The 19,275-nt window shown below is 67.1% G+C and carries 15 protein-coding genes; 10 read left to right on the forward strand and 5 right to left on the reverse strand.

Annotated features, from left to right (window positions below):
- Complete coding sequence (locus LZ605_RS17530) at positions 1–3,234, reverse strand: efflux RND transporter permease subunit (RefSeq protein WP_249842665.1); 3,234 nt, start codon at positions 3,232–3,234, stop codon at positions 1–3.
- 74 nt (positions 3,235–3,308) lie between these two features.
- The gene (locus tag LZ605_RS17535) at positions 3,309–4,553 is read right to left on the reverse strand and encodes an efflux RND transporter periplasmic adaptor subunit (RefSeq protein WP_249842666.1); all 1,245 of its coding nucleotides are present in this window, start codon (positions 4,551–4,553) and stop codon (positions 3,309–3,311) included.
- A gap of 187 nt (positions 4,554–4,740) precedes the next feature.
- Here LZ605_RS17535 and LZ605_RS17540 point away from each other — a divergent pair, with 187 nt between their 5' ends.
- The 9 genes from LZ605_RS17540 (at position 4,741) to LZ605_RS17580 (ending at position 13,691) form a co-directional block, all read left to right on the forward strand.
- Entirely contained in the window at positions 4,741–6,060 is a 1,320-nt protein-coding gene (locus LZ605_RS17540) for a M20 family metallopeptidase (RefSeq protein WP_249842667.1), read from the forward strand.
- Between the two features lie 534 nt (positions 6,061–6,594).
- Positions 6,595–7,413 carry an NADPH-dependent 7-cyano-7-deazaguanine reductase QueF gene (gene queF, locus LZ605_RS17545; protein WP_249842668.1) on the forward strand — a complete coding sequence of 273 codons (819 nt, stop codon included), beginning with the start codon at positions 6,595–6,597 and terminating at the stop codon, positions 7,411–7,413.
- 204 nt (positions 7,414–7,617) lie between these two features.
- A complete protein-coding gene (locus LZ605_RS17550) occupies positions 7,618–7,911 on the forward strand; it encodes a LysM peptidoglycan-binding domain-containing protein (protein ID WP_107233252.1) in 294 nt (97 codons plus the stop codon).
- A 45-nt stretch (positions 7,912–7,956) separates the two neighbouring features.
- Positions 7,957–8,460 carry a hypothetical protein gene (locus tag LZ605_RS17555; RefSeq protein ID WP_249842669.1) on the forward strand — a complete coding sequence of 168 codons (504 nt, stop codon included), beginning with the start codon at positions 7,957–7,959 and terminating at the stop codon, positions 8,458–8,460.
- Between the two features lie 362 nt (positions 8,461–8,822).
- Positions 8,823–11,045 (forward strand): NADP-dependent isocitrate dehydrogenase, encoded by a 2,223-nt coding sequence (locus tag LZ605_RS17560; RefSeq protein ID WP_249842670.1) that lies wholly within the window; start codon positions 8,823–8,825, stop codon positions 11,043–11,045.
- 312 nt (positions 11,046–11,357) lie between these two features.
- Positions 11,358–12,329 carry a hypothetical protein gene (locus LZ605_RS17565; protein ID WP_249842671.1) on the forward strand — a complete coding sequence of 324 codons (972 nt, stop codon included), beginning with the start codon at positions 11,358–11,360 and terminating at the stop codon, positions 12,327–12,329.
- Positions 12,322–12,870, forward strand: coding sequence for a GTP-binding protein (locus LZ605_RS17570; RefSeq protein WP_249842672.1), 549 nt, complete (start codon positions 12,322–12,324; stop codon positions 12,868–12,870). Before LZ605_RS17565 ends, LZ605_RS17570 begins: the two co-directional genes overlap by 8 nt.
- Positions 12,863–13,279 carry a roadblock/LC7 domain-containing protein gene (locus LZ605_RS17575; RefSeq protein ID WP_107233247.1) on the forward strand — a complete coding sequence of 139 codons (417 nt, stop codon included), beginning with the start codon at positions 12,863–12,865 and terminating at the stop codon, positions 13,277–13,279. The genes LZ605_RS17570 and LZ605_RS17575 overlap by 8 nt, the downstream gene beginning before the upstream one ends.
- A 52-nt stretch (positions 13,280–13,331) precedes the next feature.
- The gene (locus LZ605_RS17580) at positions 13,332–13,691 is read left to right on the forward strand and encodes a hypothetical protein (protein WP_107233246.1); all 360 of its coding nucleotides are present in this window, start codon (positions 13,332–13,334) and stop codon (positions 13,689–13,691) included.
- A 146-nt stretch (positions 13,692–13,837) separates the two neighbouring features.
- Here LZ605_RS17580 and LZ605_RS17585 read toward each other — a convergent pair whose 3' ends face one another.
- Positions 13,838–14,575, reverse strand: a complete 738-nt coding sequence (locus LZ605_RS17585; RefSeq protein ID WP_249842673.1) for a KilA-N domain-containing protein — start codon at positions 14,573–14,575, stop codon at positions 13,838–13,840.
- Between the two features lie 219 nt (positions 14,576–14,794).
- Between LZ605_RS17585 and aceK the strand changes: the two genes are divergently transcribed.
- Positions 14,795–16,525, forward strand: a complete 1,731-nt coding sequence (gene aceK / locus LZ605_RS17590) for a bifunctional isocitrate dehydrogenase kinase/phosphatase (protein ID WP_249842674.1) — start codon at positions 14,795–14,797, stop codon at positions 16,523–16,525.
- Positions 16,526–16,555: 30 nt separating this feature from the next.
- On the opposite strand, the gene LZ605_RS17595 is transcribed toward aceK, so the two are convergent.
- Both LZ605_RS17595 and LZ605_RS17600 read right to left on the reverse strand, forming a co-directional pair.
- Positions 16,556–18,130 (reverse strand): sensor domain-containing diguanylate cyclase, encoded by a 1,575-nt coding sequence (locus LZ605_RS17595; protein ID WP_249842675.1) that lies wholly within the window; start codon positions 18,128–18,130, stop codon positions 16,556–16,558.
- Between the two features lie 113 nt (positions 18,131–18,243).
- Positions 18,244–19,260, reverse strand: coding sequence for a cupin-like domain-containing protein (locus tag LZ605_RS17600; protein WP_249842676.1), 1,017 nt, complete (start codon positions 19,258–19,260; stop codon positions 18,244–18,246).
- Positions 19,261–19,275: the final 15 nt, after the last annotated feature.

Raw genomic sequence — 19,275 nt, forward strand, 5'->3', positions numbered from 1 at the left:
TCATGCCTGCGGCTCCTGCAGTGAACCGTTGCGCAGCGCACGCTGTTCGCGGCGGCGCGCCAGCCACTCGGAGAAGCGCTCCATGTACAGGTAGATCACCGGCGTGGTGTACAGCGTGACCAGCTGCGACAACAGCAGGCCGCCGACGATGGCGATGCCGAGCGGGCGGCGCAGTTCCGAACCGATGCCGGTACCCAGTGCCAGCGGCAGTGCGCCGAGCATGGCTGCGGCGGTGGTCATCATGATCGGGCGGAAGCGCAGCAGGCAGGCGCGGCGGATCGCTTCTTGCGCGTTGGCACCGGCACGGCGCGCCTCGATCGCGAAGTCCACCATCATGATGCCGTTCTTCTTGACGATACCGATCAACAGCACGATGCCGACAATGCCGTCCACCGACAGGCTCAGGCCGCACAGCATCAGCGCCAGCAGCGCGCCGACGCCGGCCGGCGGCAGCGTGGAGATGATCGTGATCGGGTGGATGTAGCTCTCGTACAGCACGCCCAGCACGATGTAGATCACCACCAGCGAGGCCAGCAGCAGCCACACCACGTCGGTCTGGCTGCCGGTGAACTCGGCGGCCTTGCCGATGAACTCGGCATGCAGATGGGTCGGCATATCCAGGCTGTCCTTGGTCTCCTGGATCGCACGCACCGCTTCGGACAGCGAATAGCCCGGCGCCACGTTGAACGAGACCGTCACCGCCGGCAGCTGCTGCTGGTGGCTGACCACCAGCGGCGCACTGCTGACCTTGCCTTCGGCCAGCGCCGACAGCGGGATGATGTTGCCGGCGCCGACGGTGATGCCGGTGTTCTGCGCGCCGATGCCGGTGGCGGTGGACGAGTTGGACGAGGTGACCTGGCCAAAGCTGGTGGCGTTGGTGCCGGTCAATGCGCCGGCGCCGTTGGAGGCGACCGCCAGCTGCTCCATCAGTGCGGTGCTGGTGCGGAACTCCGGTGCCACTTCCAGCACCACGCGATACTGGTTGAGCTCGGTGAAGATGGTCGAAATCTGGCGCTGGCCGAACGCATCGTAGAGCGTGTCGTCGATGGTCTGCATCGGCACGCCGAGCACGCTGGCCTTGTCGCGGTCGATGTTCAGTTCAAGCGCGCGACCCTGGTTGGACAGGTTGTTGTCGACGTCAGCCAGCTCCGGGCGCTTGCGCAGCGCTTCGGTCAGTCGCGTGGCCTGGGTCGCGACCGTCGCCGAATCCACGTCCGACAGCGAGTACTGGTACTCGGTGGCGGCCACGCGGGTATCCAGGGTCACGTCCTGCACCGGCTTCAGGTACAGCGCCACGCCCGGAATACCGGCCACCGCCTTCTGCAGACGCGGCAGGATCTCCTCCAGGCCATCGCGCTGGCTGCGTTCCTTCAGCACGATCGACAGCTGGCCCTGGTTGAGGGTGGGGTTCATGCTGCCGGCGCCGATGAAGGCCGATACGCCGGTGACGTCCGGGTCCTGGCGCAGCGCTTCGGCCACCTGTTTGGTGCGCTGTTCCATCTGCGGGAAGGCGATGTTCTGGTCGGCCTGCACCACGCCGGTGATCAGGCCCGTGTCCTGTTCGGGCAGCAGGCCCTTGGGAATCAGCACGTACAGCAGCACGGTCAGCACCAGCGCACCGCCCGCCACGGCCAGAGTGGCGCGCTGGTGGTCCAGCACCCAGTCCAGGCTGCGTTCGTACAGGCCGACGGTGCGCGTCCACAGGTTCTGCTTGCCGGCCGCCGCTGCGCGCTCGTGCGCGTCTTCGCCCTCGGGAAGCGCGTCGGGCTTGAGCAGGTAGGCGCACATCATCGGGGTGAGCGTCAGCGAGATCAGCATCGACAGCACCACGGCGATGCTCAGCACCCAGGCGAACTCGTGGAACAGGCGACCGGTGACACCGGGCATCAGCAGCAGTGGCAGGAACACCGCCACCAGCGACACGGTCAGTGACAGCACGGTGAAGCCGATCTGGCGCGCGCCGATCTCGGCCGCTTCCTTGCCACTCTTGCCCTGCTCGATGTAACGCACGATGTTCTCGATCATCACGATCGCATCGTCGACCACGAAGCCGGTGGCCACCACCAGCGCCATCAGCGAGAGGTTGTCCAGCGACATGCCGGCGAAGGCCATCACCGCGAAGGTGCCGGCCAGCGACAGCGGTACTGCCACCGAGGGAATGATCGTGGCCCACAGCCGGCGCAGGAACACGAAGATCACCGCCACCACCAGGCCGATGGTCAGGATCAGGGTGAACTGCACTTCATGCACCGAGGCGCGGATGGTCTCGGTGCGGTCGTTGAAGATCTCCAGGTGCACGTCGGCCGGCAGCACGCCCTGCAGCTGCGGCAGGATGGCGCGGATGCGCTCGACGGTCTGCACGATGTTGGCGCCCGGCTGGCGGCGCACTTCCAGCAGCACCGCCGGCTTGCCATCGGCCCACGCGGCCAGCTGGTCGTTCTCCACGCCATCGACCACCTGCGCTACGTCGGACAGCCGCACCGGGCGGCCGTTCTTGTAGCTGATGATGGTGTCGCGGTACTCGGCGGCGCTGGCCAGCTGGTCGTTGGTGCCGATGCTGTAGGACTGGGTCTTGCCGTTCAACGAACCCTTCGGCGCATTGACGTTGGCCTGGGTCAGCGCGCTGCGCAGTTCCTCCAGGGTCAGGCCCATGTTCGACAGCTGTGCCGGATTGACCTGGATGCGCACGGCCGGGCGCACGTTGCCGGCAATCGAGACCAGGCCCACGCCCTGCACCTGCGACAGGCGCTGGGCCAGGATCGAATCGGCGTAATTGTTGACGTCGCGCAGCGGGCGCGTGTCAGAGGTCAGCTTCAGGGTGACGATGGCCGCGTCGGCCGGGTTCACCCGGTTGTAGACCGGCTGGTAGGGCAGCGACGAGGGCAGGGTGGCCTGGCGGATCGCCGCCTGCACGTCCTGCGCGGCGATGTCGATGTTCCGGTCCATCGAGAACTGCAGGATGATCGTGGACAACCCGGCCGACGAGTCCGACGTCATCAGCTCCAGCCCGGAAATCTGCCCGAACTGGCGCTCCAGCGGGGTGGTGACCAGCGAGGCCATGGTGGTGGCGTTCGCACCGGGGTACTGGGTGGTGACCACCAGACTGGGCGCATCGATTTCCGGCAGCGCCGACACCGGCAGCTTGCGGTAACCGAGGATGCCCAGCAGCAACAGGCCCGCCATCAACAGCGAGGTGGCGATCGGGCGGCGGATGAAGATCGTCGAAAAGCCCACGGACTGATCCTTGCTGGCACTTCAATGTCGGCGCCGGCAGGTTCGCCGGCGCGAGGGAGATCAGTGGCCTGCGCTCAGCGCGGGCCACCACCGCGACGGCCACCGCCGCCTGCGTTCTTCTGCTCGGCCGCCTTCAGTTCGGCCTCGGTCGGTGCGGCCGGGGTCTCGCCCGGCTTCAGTGCGGTGACCTTGCTGCCCGGCTTCAGGCGGAACTGGCCTTCACTGACCACCCGCTCGCCGCCCTTCAGGCCTTCTGCGATCTGCACCTGGCTGTCGCCCACTTCCACGCCGCTGCGCACAGTCTGCATCTTTACCGTGTTGTCGCCCTGCACGATGTAGACGTACTCGCCGTCCGGGCCACGCAGCACCGCCTGGGTGGGGATGACCACGCCACCGCTGATCGTGCGCAGCTGCATGCGCACGTTGACGAACTGGCCCGGCCACAGGCCGTTGTCGGTGTTGTCGAACAGGGCCCGCGCCTTGAACGTGCCGCTGTCGGCACTGATCAGGTTGTCGACCACGTCGAGCTTGCCGTCGCCGGACAATACGTGCGAATCGGCGCGGTCCAGCGCGGCCACCGGTACCGTGCCGGCGGCCTGCGCCTGGCGCACATCGCCGAGCTGGCGCTCGGGCAGGTTGAACAGCACGTGGATCGGATGGATCTGGGTCAGCGTGACCAGTGCGGTGCCGGCGTTGACCACGTTGCCGGCGTCGACCGCGCGGATGCCGGCGATGCCGGTGATCGGTGCGGTGACCTTGGTGTACTGCAGCTGCACCTGTGCCGAGCGCATGCTGGCCTCGTTGGCGGCCACCGCGCTTTCGTACTGTGCCACTTGGTTACGCTGTGTATCCAGATCGGTCTTGGCCACGAACTGGCGATACTCCGGCGCGTTCGAGCGCTGGTAGTTGGAGCGCGCGGTGGCCAGCAGCGCATCGTTCTGGCGCTTGGCGGCCGCGGCCTGGTCGTAGCTGGCCTGTGCGGTGCGCGGGTCGATCACCGCCAGCACGTCACCCTGCTTCACCTCCTGGCCTTCGCGGAAATTGAGGCTCATCAGCTGGCCGCCGACCTGTGGGCTGACCGTGACGGTGTTCATCGCGGTCACCGTGCCCAGTGCGCTGGCATACACCGGCACGTCCTGGCGCGTGGCATCGACCACGGTGACCGGCACCGGGCCGGCATCCGGGTCTTCACCGCCCTGGCGCGCACCCGCTGCGGGTTTTCCAGCCTTGTCCTTGCCGCCGCCCATGACGCGCAGGCCGACCACGGCCAGCACCAGCACCGCCACGACCAGCAGCACGATCTTCCAAACACGTGACATTACGAGGACTCCGAGAGGACTGGACCGGGCGGGGCGCCGGCGGCAATGCGCAAAGCATACCTGTGCCACATCGCGTTTCCTGCATGACGGATGGGACGGGCGCTAAGACCGGATCCAGCGCCGGAGGTTCCCGTGGCCGCGGTGTTGCCCTACATTCAGCTGGAACCCCCTTGCTGTGGAGATCGCGATGCGCCGTTCGTTGCTGCTGTCCGCCCTGCTGCTGGCCCTGCCGGCCCTTGCCCACGCCCAGGACGGGCAGCGCCCGGAGGTGACCGCCACCGCACAGCGGCTGCAGGCCCAGGTGGTCGAATGGCGCCGTGACTTCCACCAGCACCCGGAGCTGTCCAACCGCGAGGCGCGCACTTCGGCAGAGGTCGCCAAGCGCCTGCGTGCGATGGGCCTGAAGCCGAAGACCGGCATTGCCCATCACGGCGTGGTGGCGATCATCGAGGGCGGCAAGCCGGGCCCGAAGATCGCCCTGCGTGCGGACATGGACGCGCTGCCGGTGACCGAGCAGACCGGACTGCCGTTCGCGTCAAAGGCGACCGACCAGTACCGCGGCCAGACCGTGGGCGTGATGCATGCCTGCGGCCATGACGCGCACACCGCCACGCTGCTGGGCGTGGCCCAGGCGCTGGTATCGATGAAGAAGGATCTGCCCGGCCAGGTGATGCTGATCTTCCAGCCGGCCGAGGAAGGCGCGCCGCCGCCGGAAGAGGGCGGTGCGGCGCTGATGCTGAAGGAAGGCCTGTTCGCCGACTTCAAGCCGGAGGCGGTGTTCGGCCTGCATGTGTTCTCCAGCGTGCAGGCCGGGCAGATCGCGGTGCGCGGTGGCCCGTTGATGGCCGCCTCCGACCGCTTCGGGATCAAGGTGATCGGCCGCCAGACCCATGGCTCGGCACCGTGGAACGGCGTTGATCCGATCGTGGCCACCGCCGATCTGGTGGGTACCGCACAGACCATCGTCAGCCGTCGCGCCAACCTGTCCAAGCAGCCGGCGGTGCTGACCTTCGGCGCGATCAACGGTGGCATCCGCTACAACATCATTCCCGATGAGGTGGAGATGGTCGGCACCATCCGCACCTTCGATGAAGGCATGCGCCAGCAGATCTTCGCCGACCTGCGCAACGTGGCCGAACACACCGCCGCCGCGCACGGTGCGAAGGCGGTGACCGACATCTACGAATCGGAAGGCAACCCGGCCACGGTGAACGACCCGGCATTGACCGCGAAGATGCTGCCGAGCCTGCAGGCGGTGGTCGGCAAGGACAACGTGTATGAGCCGCCGCTGCAGATGGGGGCGGAGGATTTCTCGCTGTACGCCAAGGAAGTGCCGGGCATGTTCTTCTTCGTCGGTTCCACCAGTGTGGGCATCGACCCGGCGACGGCGCCGGCGAACCATTCGCCGAAGTTCCTGCTGGACGAGAAGGCGTTGGATGTCGGGTTCCGCGCGCTGCTGCAGGTGAGCCTGGATTACCTGCACGGAGTCGGCACCCCGGCGGGGTGAGGGGTGTTGGCAGGGCTTGCAGCCCTGCGCCCGCTGCAGATCAACGTCAACGTCCAAGGCAGAAGCTGGTTTCCTGAGGGTAGGCGGGGTGGGTCCGGTTGAGGGGGACGCCGTAAATACGTCCATGTAGGCTTGGTCGCGGCATCCATGCCGCTCACACCCCCTCAACCGGACCCACCCCGCCTTCGACAGTTTCCCGCGGCTGTCGGAACGACATCCTGCTTTGGTGGGTGTCGACCTTGGTCGACACGGCGGACGTCATGAACGTCTGAAGGAACGGCTTCTGCTTTTGATCTTGATTTTCCTGATCTTTCCCGTGGTGACGCGGAAAACTGTCCGTGGCCGGGAGGGCGGGTTGGCTGGGGGCGTGAGCCGCATGGATGCGGCGACCGAGCTTACATGGACGTACTTGCAGCGTCCCCCAGCCAACCCGCCCTCCCGGCCAACCCCGATATCCTGCTGTTAACCACGGAGGGGCTCCGCCGTGGGCCGGCCCGGCCGAAGGCCCGCCCCCGCCGCGATACAATGGCACCCATGAACACCCCCCAGGACTCCAGCCTCGGTCGCGAGGTCAGTTACCCGTCGCAGTACGATCCCGGCCTGCTGTTTCCCATCCCCCGCAGCGGCGCCCGCGCCGAGATCGGCCTCGATGACACCGCGCTGCCGTTCGTCGGCCATGACCGCTGGCATGCCTTCGAGCTGAGCTGGCTCGATCCGCGCGGCAAGCCGCAGGTCGCCGTCGCCACCGTGCAGGTGCCATGCACCTCGCCGCGGCTGATCGAATCGAAGTCGTTCAAGCTGTACCTGAATTCCCTCAACAGCACCCGCATCGACAGCGCCGAAGCACTGCGCGCGCGCATCGCTGCCGATCTGTCAGCCTGTGCCGGTGCGCCGGTGCAGGTGGCATTCGGCCTGCCGGAACTGCGCGAGGCGCCGCTGGGCGAATCCATCGATGGTCTGGAACTGGAGATCGACTGCTACGGCCCACCGCAGGCCGATTTCCTTGCCGCCGCTGCGGGCGAGGTGGTGGAGGAGACCCTGGTCTCGGCGTTGCTGAAGTCCAACTGCCCGGTCACCGGCCAGCCGGACTGGGCCACGGTCAGCCTGCGTTACCGCGGGCCGAAGATCGACCGTGCCGGCCTGCTGCGCTATCTGGTCAGTTATCGCGAGCACGCCGAGTTCCACGAGCAGTGCGTTGAGCGCATCTTCAGCGAGGTGTCCGCGCGCTGCCAGCCGCAATGGCTGGAAGTGGAGGCCCGCTACACCCGCCGTGGTGGCCTGGATATCAATCCCTGGCGTGCCAGCCCCGGCATCGCCGTCCCGGCCGCGACCTACCGCGAACTGCGCCAGTAACCGCTAGTGCCGGTCGCTGGCCGGCAACCGCAAGGAGCCCGCGTCCAGGGCAGGGGCAAACCGGCCAGCGGCCGGCACTACCGGGCATCCGGCTCTCCCGATTGTTCAGCCGCCCCCGGGGGCGGCTTCACATCTGCACCATCCCCATTTAACAGCCGCCATGGCACCGTGCAAGCCACGTAGTCATGCAGACGGGAGTTGTGGATGAGTACCGAGAAGAAAGCCGATTTCTCCGGCGTCAGTGGCAGCGTCGACAGCACCGCCCAGCAGGTACCGAAGGCGGACTTCTCCGGCGTCAGCGCTTCGGTGGACAGTACCGCCGACGTTGTGAGCGGCGGCACCTACACCGTGCAGAAGGGCGATTCGCTGTCAAAGATCGCCAAGCAGCACCTGGGTGATGCCAATGCCTGGAAGAAGATCTTCGAAGCCAACCGCGATGTGCTCGATGACCCGGACAAGATTTTCCCGGGCCAGACCCTGAAGCTGCCGCCGAAGTAAGCCGGCGATCGAACGCCGTCCGACAATCCCTGGGAGGAACCCCGAATGATCAAGACCACCCCGCTCCAGACCGCCCTGATCGCCGCCCTGCTGGGCAGCGTTGCCCTGGTTGGTTGCAAGAAGAAGGAAGAGTCCACCGACAGCAACGCGGCACCGGCTGCGACCGCCCCGGCCGAGCCGGCGCCGGCACCGATGACCGGTGCGCCGCCGCCGATGGCTGCAGCCGTCACCGTCTCCACCGTGACCGTTGGCAAGACTGCTGCGGCCGACAAGTCGGTGGCACCGGTTGCCCTGTTCGCGCCGAAGGACGACGTGGTCGTGTCCGTGCGGACCGACGGCAGTGCAAACAATGTCGCGGTTGGCGCCAAGCTGACCTTCCAGGACGGCCAGGTGGCCGGCGAGCAGAACGCCACGCTGAACACCAGTGGTGCCGAGACCACCAACATCACCTTCAAGAATGCCAATGGCTGGCCGGCGGGCAAGTACCGTGCTGAAGTCATGGTTGATGGTAAGGCGGCCGGAACGCCGCAGGAGTTCGAGGTCAAGTAAGTTCTGCCGACTCTCTCCCGGCAGGGCTCACGATGGACGCAGCCGCGAGGCTGCGTCCTTTTTATTGGGCGATGGCCAGGCCCATCCACGCATGGCGTGGATCTACCCGGGCATGGCAGGTGGATGCACACCAGGCCGCCTGCGTAGATCCGCGCCACGCGTGGATGGATCACAGCGTTGCCGCCGTGCAGTACCGCCGCGTATGGCGCGGCTTTGCCCCGCGCGGCTGAAAACGCGACAATGCAGGGGTTTCCCCGCCGCGCGCCCACCCTGACCGCGGCGGGGGAAAGCGACACGGTTGCACGTGGCCCGGCGCTGGCGCCGGCCTTCCCCTGAGCATTGCTACAGAGTCCAAGTCCCCCATGTCCAAGATTCTCTACACGCTGACCGACGAAGCCCCGTTCCTGGCGACCCAGTCGCTGCTGCCGATCGTCGACGCCTACACCGCCACCGCCGGCATCGTGGTGGAAACCCGTGACATCTCGCTGTCCGGCCGCATCCTCTCGCAGTTCCCGGAACTGCTGTCCGATGCACAGAAGGTCAGCGACGACCTGGCCGAGCTGGGCCAGCTGGCGACCACGCCGGACGCCAACATCATCAAGCTGCCGAACATCTCCGCCTCGGTGCCGCAGCTGAAGGCGGCCATCAAGGAACTGCAGGACCAGGGTTACCCGCTGCCGGATTACCCGGAAACCCCGGCCGACGACCAGCAGCGCGACTACAAGGCGCGCTACGACAAGGTCAAGGGCAGCGCGGTGAACCCGGTGCTGCGCGAAGGCAACTCCGACCGCCGCGCACCGCTGTCGGTGAAGAACTACGCGCGCAAGCACCCGCACCGCATGGGCGCCTGGGCGTCGGATTCGAAGTCGCACGTCGCGCACATGGCCGCCGGTGATTTCTACGGCAGCGAGAAGTCGGCCACCCTGGCCAATGCCGGTTCGCTGAAGATCACCTTCCACGGCAACGACGGCAGCACCGTCGTGCTGAAGGAAAAGACCGCGGTCAAGGCCGGTGAGATCGTCGATGCCGCGGTGATGAGCCGCAAGGCGCTGGCCGCGTTCATCGGTGAGCAGATCGCCGATGCCAAGGCGCAGGGCGTGCTGTTCTCGCTGCACCTGAAGGCGACCATGATGAAGGTCTCCGACCCGATCATGTTCGGTGTGGCGGTCAACGAGTTCTACAAGGACGTGCTGACCAAGCACGCCGACGTGCTCAAGCAGGCCGGTTTCGATGCCAACAACGGCATCGGTGACCTGGCCGCACGCCTGCCGTCGCTGCCCGAAGCCACCCGCGCCGCGATCGAAGCCGATCTGGCCGCCGAGTACGCACAGCGTCCGGGCGTGGCCATGGTCAATTCGGACAAGGGCATCACCAACCTGCACGTGCCGAGCGACGTGATCGTTGACGCCTCGATGCCGGCGATGATCCGCGACTCCGGCAAGATGTGGAATGCCGAAGGCAAGCTGCAGGACACCAAGGCGGTCATTCCGGACCGCTGCTACGCCGGTGTGTACCAGGCTGTCATCGACGACTGCAAGGCGCACGGTGCCTTCGACCCGGCCACCATGGGCTCGGTGCCGAACGTCGGACTGATGGCGCAGAAGGCCGAGGAATATGGCTCGCACGACAAGACCTTCCAGATCGCCGCCGACGGCGTGGTCAAGGTCACCGACGATGCCGGCAACGTGGTGTTCGAACACGCAGTGGAAGCCGGTGACATCTGGCGCATGTGCCAGACCAAGGACGCGCCGATCCAGGACTGGGTGAAGCTGGCCGTCGAACGTGCGCGCCTGAGCAGCACCCCGGCGGTGTTCTGGCTGGATGCCGCCCGCGCCCACGACGCGCAGGTCATCGCCAAGGTCGAGACCTACCTGAAGAACCACGACACCACCGGCCTGGACATCCGCATCCTGCCGCCGGTGGAAGCGACCGCGTTCTCGCTGGCCCGCATCCGCAAGGGCGAGGACACCATCTCGGTGACCGGCAACGTGCTGCGCGACTACCTGACCGACCTGTTCCCGATCATGGAGCTGGGCACCAGCGCCAAAATGCTGTCGATCGTGCCGCTGATGGCCGGTGGTGGCCTGTTCGAGACCGGCGCCGGTGGTTCGGCCCCGAAGCACGTGCAGCAGTTCGTGGAAGAGGACTACCTGCGCTGGGATTCGCTGGGTGAGTTCCTGGCCCTGGCCGCGTCGCTGGAACACCTGGGCAACCGCTACGACAACGCCGCCGCCCGCGTGCTGGCCAAGGCGCTGGACGAAGCCAACGGCCAGTTCCTGGACAACGACAAGTCGCCGTCGCGCAAGCTCGGTGGCATCGACAACCGCGGCAGCCACTTCTACATCGCGCTGTACTGGGCGCAGGCGCTGGCCGCGCAGGACGAAGATGCTGCCCTGAAGGCACGCTTCGCGCCGCTGGCCAAGGCACTGACCGACAACGAGCAGAAGATCGTTGAAGAGCTGATCGCGGTGCAGGGCAAGGCCGTGGACATCGGTGGCTACTACCGTCCGGACGTGGCCAAGGCGAGCAAGGCGATGCGTCCGAGCGCGACCTTCAGCGCCGCGCTGGAGCAGCTGCGCGGCTGATCCATCGCCGTCCGCGTGTGACTTCGGAACCCGCGCTTCGGCGCGGGTTTCTTTTTGCCTCCGGGGTCAGATCCCTTCTGCGCGCAGAGGAATCTGACCCCATTCCCCAGTGGCCAGAACCGTGACATCGGTCGGCTGTCGCAGTCTCGTCAAGACGGCATGAAACTTGCCCATGATGGCTGTCGCAGAACGGATATGAGTGGGTTCGCAATGGCCCTCAATCTGAGCAGTCGATCACGACGAAATTCGCCGGCAATGCCCTAGCCTTGGCGACGCGAGACCACCGGGGAGGTGGTCGCTCGGGGAACACGGATGGCACGCGTGCTGGTAGTGGGAACCGACATCCAGGGCGAGCACGCCCTGCTGCAGCGGCTGCGCCTGGCCTCGGCCCTGCCGGATGGCCAGATCCGTCGCAGCCAGGATCTGGATGACTGCGATCTGCTGGTCATCCGCGATACGCCCGCGCTGCGCAATGCGGCCCAGCGCATGCGCCAGCAGCGCCCGCGCCTGCACTGCTGGATCGAGGACATCGGCGGCCAGCTGCGCGACGGCGATGGCCACCAGGATGTACTCGACGATGGCGCCATCGGCCGCGCGCTGCGTGGCATGCAGCTGGCACCGGAGCCCTTGCCCATGCACACGCCTGCACCGATCCGCCTGGCCGATGGCGCGCACGCCATCACCCGCCTGCTGCGTGAGCGGCTGCCGCTGCGCCAGGGCCAGGTGCTGCTCAGCGATGCCGGTGAACCTCTGCTGCTGATGGACCTGGAGCACGACCACGGCGTGCTGCTGCAGGAACCGGCGGCGGCGCTGGTGGAGCGCCTGGCCGATGCGTTCGAGCGACTGCAGCTGGACGCGCTGACGCCGCAGCGCCAGCAGATGCTGGCGGGCAACCGGCCACGCCAGCCGCTGCGGCCGCTGTTGTGGCAGTGGGCGCAACGCAGCCGCCACTGGCAGGCGCTGGACGAACGCCTGCGCGGTGCCCCGGTGAAGCTGCTGCGCTGGCCCGACTTCCGCGTGCTCGGCCACGATCACGATGGCTTCCGCCTGTGCTCGCTGCTGCTCAAGCGTGCCTGCACGGTTGAAGAATGCGCGACGCTGCTGGAACTTCCTGCGGCGGCGGTCCGCGATTTCATCCATGCCGCCTACCTGTGCGGCTACGCCCAACTGCAGGCGGCCCCGGCCACGCCCCGCCTGATGACAGGTGGGGCTGGCACCGGTACCGACAGCGGCCTGCTCGCCCGTCTGTGGCGGCACCTGCGCGGGAGCGAGCGCAATGCGTGAGCACAAGGTGGTGGTGCTGGGCGGAATGGGCAGTGGCAAATCAACGCTGGTGCGCAGCATCGCGGCCGGTGCGGTGATCGACACCGATGTGGCCAACAGTGACCGCCTCGGCGCTGACAAGGCATCGACGACCGTCGCACTGGACTATGCCGACATCGATCTACCCAACGGCGAGCGGCTGCGTCTGTATGGCACGCCGGGCCAGCAGCGCTTCGATTTCCTGTGGCCGATCCTGCTGCAGGGCGCGCGTGGCGCCGTGCTGCTGCTGGATGCGCGCCGCGCGGGCGTGGCGGCCGAACTGGAGGACTACCTGCAGGTGCTGCGCCCCTTCGCGCCGGCGCTGGCACTGGTGGTGGCCGTCACCCACCTCGACCAGGCGCCGCACGCCGCACCCGACGACTGGGCCGCACGCGCCTGCCTGGATGGGCAACCACTGCCGCTGCTGGCCGTGGACGCCCGTGACCGCGAACAGGGGTTGCTGCTGATGGATGTGCTGATGGGTGAGATGGAAGCGCACGCGCTGGTGGCTGCGCATGGCTGACGGGCAGGTGGCGGTGCTGCCCGATGCCGGTCAGCGCGAGCGCCTGCAACCGCTGTTGCAGGATCTGCGGCAGCGGGTGGAGGGGGTACGCACGGTGGTGCTGGCCAGCGTGGATGGCTTCGCCCTGGTCAGCGCCGGCGCCGAAGGACGCGGCGAACGGCTGGCGGCGATGACCAGCGCGATGCTGGCGCTGGCCGCAGCAGTGGGGCGGGAACTGGTGCTGGGTGATCTGCAGACGCTGATGCTGGAGGCCGCCGGCGGCAAGGTGTTGATGCTGGCCATCCAGGCCGAAGGGCGCGCACCGCTGCTGCTGATGGCGGCCTGCGACCAGCGCAGCGTGATCGGCCAGGTGCTGTGGCAGAGCAGGGAATGTGGCCAGGCGATCCTGGCCGAACTCGGCGGAGCGTGAGCCCATCCGCAGGGGACCGAGGGGCTCGAACCAACATTGAGAGGGGAGCGACGTGGCTGGATTGACTGAATCGTTGAACGCACTGATGGGCATCGACGGCGCGCAGGCAGTGGCGCTGGTCGACTACGAAAGTGGCATGCTGCTGGGCGAAGCCGGCACCGGCATGGACATGGAAGTGGCCGCCGCCGGCAACACCGAAGTGATCCGCGCCAAGATGAAGACCGCCGCATCGCTGAACCTCAACGACACCATCGAGGACATCCTCATTTCGCTGGGCAAGGCGTATCACATCATGCGCCCAGTGGCGAAGAAGAAGGGCCTGTTCTTCTACATCGTGCTGGACCGGACCAAGTCCAACCTGGCGCTTGCGCGGCGCAAGGTGCAGGACGTCGAGGCGGAACTGGCGATCTGAATCACCGACGTCTGTAGCGTCGAGCTCGCTCGACGGCTTTGGCTCCCCGTAGAGTCGAGCTTGCTCGACTGCTTCCACATGGCGCAGTCGAGCAAGCTCGACTCTACGGGAGCGTCAGCGGCTGCTGGGCCCGCGCGACGCCACCCTCACGGTGCCGGAAGCAGCAGCGTGGTCACGAATGAAAGCGCCTTGCTGTCGCGCGCGGCAAAATAGGCAGGCGCTTTTTCCGGCAGCCATACTTCGTTGAAGTGGCGGCGGAAGTCCTCGTAGAACTCGTTGGGATACAGCTTGGCCGGCACCGTGCGCCCATCCGGGTAGGTGTGGTCATAGGTGGGCAGTGCGTTGGTGTCGACGCCCCGCTGGTCCCTCAGCCACTTGCAGAACAGGCGTCCTTCGGAGATGTCCGGCACCAGCGCCTGCGGCAGGGTGTAACCGGCGTCTTCAAGCGGCGCGATCAGATTCAACGTCAGCTCATTGAGCATCGAGAAATGGGTGTACGGCACCTTGGCCCGGTTCTGCAGGTAGCGCTCGATATGCGCGGGCATCACCGCGTTGGCACGCCCCTGCTGCCATTCCACCACCCACTGCGCAACCTTCACCGAGAACTTGCGCGACAGCCACTGGCCCAGGTTGATGGCCAGGTAGGGATGGATCCAGGTGCCCTGCAGGGTCGGTTTGCCACCGGAGACCACGTGGATCAGTTCGTGCTCGGCCAACCCGGTCTGGACGGTCAGCTCGTGCAGGAACTCCTCCGTCGATTTCAATGCCCGGTAGTCCGACCAGCGCTTGTTGACGGACTGGCACAGCGCGGTGGCGCTGATGTAGCCGTCACGGGCGCGCTGCGGGATCACGGTGCCTTCCTCCATGCGTGGGATCAGGGTCATTTGCTGCATGCGTCACCTCGTGCCGTTGTGGGCCTGAAAGGGTAGGCAACGCCGTGGCCCCGGGTCTGTAGGAATCGTTGTGTTTTTCATGGCAAGCCGGCGTAGCGTCGAGCAAGCTCGACGCTACGGGAGGCCAAGAAGCCGTCGAGCAAGCTCGACGCTACACAAGCCACCCCACGGCGGCGTATGGTGGATGCCCGTCCTCCTGCCGAGCCGTGCATGTCCCAGCCTGACATTGCCGCCGACCTGGCACCGCGCATTGCGGTGGCCATCGCCGATGGATTCGAGGATTACCACGCCCGCTTCGCAACCATTACCGCGCGTGCACGCCAGCGCTTCGAACAGCGTGACTGGGCCGGCGCGCGCCAGGACGCGGTCGAGCGCATCGCGTTGTACGACCTGTGCATCGCCGGACAGATGGATGCCCTGCGCCGCCTGGCCGGCGAGCGGGTGGGTGAGCGCGCGCTGTGGCTGCAGGTGCATGCACGTTACAGCGCGCTGCTGCAGGGGCTGATCGACGCCGAGTTGTACAAGACCTACTACAACACGCTGTCGCGTCGCCTGTTCGCCACCCGCGGCGTGGACCCGGCGCTGGAGTTCATCGCCTTCGATGTCGAGCCGTCCGATGCGATCACCCACCCGGTTGCGCGGCATACCTATGCCGTTTCGCCAACGCGTCCAGTGGAAGCCCTGCAGCGGGTGCTGGCCGACTACCGCTTCGACATCCCCTATGTGCACCAGCTGCGCTGCGCAGCGGCGATCGTGGTGCGTCTGCAGGATGATCTCGCACACTGGGGCGATACACCGGTGCGCAGCATTGAACTGCTCGACACGGTGTTCTATCGCGAGCGTCGCGCCTACCTGGTCGGTCGTGTGTTTGGCGAGCACCGCTTCTCGCCCTGCGTGATCGCCCTGGTCAACGATGAGCGTGGCCTGCGTGCCGACGCGGTGCTGACCCGACGCCGCGATGTCGCCCACCTGTTCGGTGTGTCACGCAGCTACTTCCAGGCCGACCTGGCCACGGTCGGTGACGCGGTGGTGTTCCTGCGCAGCCTGCTGCCGGGCAAGCCCATCGACGAGATCTACACGGTGCTGGGGCGTGCCAAGCAGGGCAAGACCGAGCGCTACCGCACCTTCTTCCGCCACTTCAACGAGCATCCGCAGGAGCGCCTGGTGCCTGCCGAAGGCACCCCGGGCATGGTCATGGCAGTGTTCACCCTGCCCAGCTACCCGCTGGTGTTCAAGCTGATCCGTGACCGTTTCGCGTGGCCAAAGGCCATGTCGCGCCAGCAAGTGGAAGAGAAGTACGCACTGGTGTTCAACCTGGATCGCGTCGGCCGCCTGCTCGACGCGCAGCCGTACCGGCATCTGCGCTTCCCGCGTGCGCGCTTCGCGCCGGCGCTGCTGGATGAACTGCTGCAGCAATGCGCGCAGAGCGTCCGCCTCGATGGCGATGAGGTGGAGATCGCGCTGTGCTACGTGCAGCGCCGGTTCCGTCCGTTGAACCTGTACCTGCGCGAGCAGGGGGCGGAGGCGGTGCGGGCGGCGGTGCTCGACTACGCGCAGGCGATCACCGACATGGCGCGTAACAACATCTTCCCCGGCGACATGCTGCCGAAGAACTTCGGTGTGTCGCGGCATGGCCGTGCCGTGTTCTACGACTACGATGAACTGTGCCTGGTCAGTGACTGCGTGTTCCGCGCCTGGCCACAGCCGCGCACGCCCGAAGAGGCGCTGGCCGACGAACCCTGGTTCCACGTGGGCGCGCGCGATGTGTTCCCCGAGCGCTTCGGCCCGTTCATGGGCCTGCCTGCCGGCGAGCTGGCCGCCGTGCGCGAGCACTATCGGCATCTGTTCGATCCGGCGTGGTGGCAAGGGCTGCAGGAACGCTTCGCGCGGGGCGATTATCCCGACACGCCGCCCTATGCGGCCAGCCACCGCCTGGCGTGATCGCCGTCGGCGCAGACCGCCGTCGTCGTTTCAGTCCGCGTACGGGTACACCACCACCCGGTTGCGGCCCTGCTCCTTGGCCATGTACAGGGCCTTGTCGGCCAGCCGCAGCGCCTGCTCGGCATCGACGTGGAAGCTGGGGAAATGGGCCACGCCCAGCGAGACCGTGATGCTGCCGACCGCTGCGAACGGATGATCGGCAATATGCTGGCGCAGGCGTTCGGCGGCCTGCCGTGCCTGCTCGACCCCGATGCCGGGCAGCAGCAGCAGGAATTCCTCGCCGCCGGCGCGGCACAGGAAATCGCTGTCGCGCGAATAGCGGCGCATCTGGTCGGCGATGTGGACGATGGCCGCATCGCCGACGTCGTGGCCATGGCCATCGTTGATCGCCTTGAAGCGGTCGATGTCCAGCGCCAGGATCGCGAAGGGGATGCCCTGCACCTGCAACGCATCCAGTGCCTGCTGCAGGCCGCGGCGGTTAAGCAGCCCGGTCAGCGGGTCGGTGCGGTTGGCGCGGTTGAGCGTGCCGATGCGATCCTGCAGCGCATTGAAGCTGTGCAGCACCGCGTGCTTGAGCTGGGCCACCTCGAAGTACCAGGCGCGGATGCCACTGACGTGGTTGATCGCGTTGCCGGTGTCCTCGCCCTCCTGCACATTGCGCGCCAGTTGCCACAACGGCAGCGAGATGCGGCGGGCAAACCACCAGGTGATCAGCAGCGACAGAAGTCCCAGCGGGATCGCGTTCCAGATCACCGCGGTCATCAGCCGCGACAGCGGCTGCAGCGTCGCCTCGGTCGGGCGCTGGGCAATGATGCCCCAGCCGGTGGCGGTGACCGGCGCGTAGCCGGCCAGCATCGCCACGCCCAGATGATTGCGTACCTGCTGCGCGCCGCGCTCGCCGCGCATCACCGCTTTCACTGCCGGGTTGCCGACCACGTAGTCGCCCACCCGCTTGCCATCGGCGTGGTACAGCAGGCGCCCGTGGCGGTCGACCACGTACAGGTAGGACCCATCGCGGTAGTAGTGCTTGCCCAGCAGCGTGTGCAGCGCACTGCGCTGGCGCAGGTACAGCGTGCCGCTGACATAGCCGCGGTAGCGTCCCTGGCGGTCGAAGATCGGATGTGACAGGGAAACCAGCAGCTTGCCGGTGGCCGACTGGTACGGATCGCTGATCATCGGCTGGCGCGCCGCCAGGGCCGCATTGTTGCCGACGCTGTGCAGGATTTCGCCCTGCAACTGCAGCGTCTGCGGCGAGGTGGCGATCACCAGGCCATCGTCATCGACCACCAGCGAGGAGTTGAAGCTGTTGGTCTGCAGCTGCAGGCGGCTGGCCTCGTCCTGGGCCTGGGCCGGGTCGAGATCGCTCTGGCCCAGCCGGGTCGCGGCGTAGGCCAGTTCCTGCTGGGCCCCCAGCAGGAAGTTCTGGGTGGTCTCGGCCAGCTTGGTGGCGTAGACGCGGTTGGCTTCCAGGGTATTGCCGACCAGCTGGTCGCGCTGCACGCGGTAGCTGGCCAGCAACGTGTTGGCCAGGGCGATGATGGCGCTGAGCAGGGCCAGGGCAAGGATCAGCTTGCCCAGGTTGAGGCGGGGCGAAATCAGGCGCATGCAGAGCTACATGAAGCGAAGGGCGTGCAGCGCCGGCGGGCGCCGCCGGGTGCGGGGCTGCATTATCGCCACAAACGCAACCGCTGCGGGTGAAGCAGAGGCCGCTGCCCGGCTCAGCGCTGCAGGCGTTGGCGCAGGGTCTGCCGGATCTGCGTGGCACTGTCGGCTGTCAGCGGGGCCAGCACGCCCTGTACCTGCGCTGGAATGTGTGCGCTGGTCGACAGATCGGCATCGAACACGTAGTGATTGAACAGGACGCGCCACTGCGCGCGCTGGGCCTCGGGGAGGTCGCGCAGCGCCAGGATCGACAGCATCAACGCGTTCATCGGCGAATCCATCCATGCCGGTACCGGCCGCCACCAGCTGTTGACCAGCACGTTGAACGCCTCCAGCCCCTCCATGTGGTGCCACCACAGCGAGGGGATGTAGACGGCGTCGCCCGGCGCCAGTTCGGCCACCTGCGCCTGCGCCAACGCCTGGCGGAAGCGTGGAAAGCGCTCGAAGTCCGGTGCGTGGAAGTCAACCAGGCTGATCGGCTGCCCCGCCGGGGTGAAGTCCAGTGGACCGATGTACAGGTTGCGCACCTGTTCGGGAGCGAACAGGGTGACGCGGCGGCGTCCGGCCGCCACGCAGGCCAGGTTGTCCGGCACATCCTGATGGGCGGCAATGCGCGAGCGGTTTCCGATCCAGATGCTGGTGAGCGGGTCGGTCACCCCCAGCTGCAGCCCGTTGCTGGCGGAGAAGCCGGGCAGGAAGCTGTCCAGCGTGGTCGAGGCCACGTAGATGGACGGCGGCGAGGCCACCGCGGCGTACTTCAGCAGGGTCGCCAGCAGCACTTTCAGCGGGACCTGCTCGCGGCGGAAATTGAAACCGCTCATGTCTTCGTTGTAGAACAGCCGGCCGCCCGCCTCGGGCGCCGCGGTGGTCGCCGTGACCGGCATCTGGCCGTGGTCGAAGTGGGCCAGGTGGGCCGCCACGGCGGCAGGAGACACGCGCGCGGCCGCCACCACCGGCCAGTGCGAGACCAGCCCGCGTATCACCCGGGGCGTGGTCCACCCGGGCAGCTGCGCGGCCAGATCCGCCGGATCTAGGCCGGTCACTTCTTCGATGGGACGGGGAGCAGGAAGCATGCGTGGACATCCAGC

The sequence above is a fragment of the Stenotrophomonas maltophilia genome, from assembly GCF_023518235.1.
Lineage (GTDB): Bacteria > Pseudomonadota > Gammaproteobacteria > Xanthomonadales > Xanthomonadaceae > Stenotrophomonas.

Excerpts from the sequence above, each read along its gene's own strand:
- LZ605_RS17535 (WP_249842666.1), bottom strand. The coding sequence starts at position 4,553 with ATGTCACGTGTTTGGAAGATCGTGCTGCTGGTCGTGGCGGTGCTGGTG.
- queF (WP_249842668.1), top strand. The coding sequence starts at position 6,595 with ATGAACACCCCCCAGGACTCCAGCCTCGGTCGCGAGGTCAGTTACCCG.
- LZ605_RS17550 (WP_107233252.1), top strand. The coding sequence starts at position 7,618 with ATGAGTACCGAGAAGAAAGCCGATTTCTCCGGCGTCAGTGGCAGCGTC.
- LZ605_RS17570 (WP_249842672.1), top strand. The coding sequence starts at position 12,322 with ATGCGTGAGCACAAGGTGGTGGTGCTGGGCGGAATGGGCAGTGGCAAA.
- LZ605_RS17555 (WP_249842669.1), top strand. The coding sequence starts at position 7,957 with ATGATCAAGACCACCCCGCTCCAGACCGCCCTGATCGCCGCCCTGCTG.
- aceK (WP_249842674.1), top strand. The coding sequence starts at position 14,795 with ATGTCCCAGCCTGACATTGCCGCCGACCTGGCACCGCGCATTGCGGTG.
- LZ605_RS17540 (WP_249842667.1), top strand. The coding sequence starts at position 4,741 with ATGCGCCGTTCGTTGCTGCTGTCCGCCCTGCTGCTGGCCCTGCCGGCC.
- LZ605_RS17595 (WP_249842675.1), bottom strand. The coding sequence starts at position 18,130 with ATGCGCCTGATTTCGCCCCGCCTCAACCTGGGCAAGCTGATCCTTGCC.
- LZ605_RS17575 (WP_107233247.1), top strand. The coding sequence starts at position 12,863 with ATGGCTGACGGGCAGGTGGCGGTGCTGCCCGATGCCGGTCAGCGCGAG.
- LZ605_RS17585 (WP_249842673.1), bottom strand. The coding sequence starts at position 14,575 with ATGACCCTGATCCCACGCATGGAGGAAGGCACCGTGATCCCGCAGCGC.
- LZ605_RS17565 (WP_249842671.1), top strand. The coding sequence starts at position 11,358 with ATGGCACGCGTGCTGGTAGTGGGAACCGACATCCAGGGCGAGCACGCC.
- LZ605_RS17600 (WP_249842676.1), bottom strand. The coding sequence starts at position 19,260 with ATGCTTCCTGCTCCCCGTCCCATCGAAGAAGTGACCGGCCTAGATCCG.
- LZ605_RS17560 (WP_249842670.1), top strand. The coding sequence starts at position 8,823 with ATGTCCAAGATTCTCTACACGCTGACCGACGAAGCCCCGTTCCTGGCG.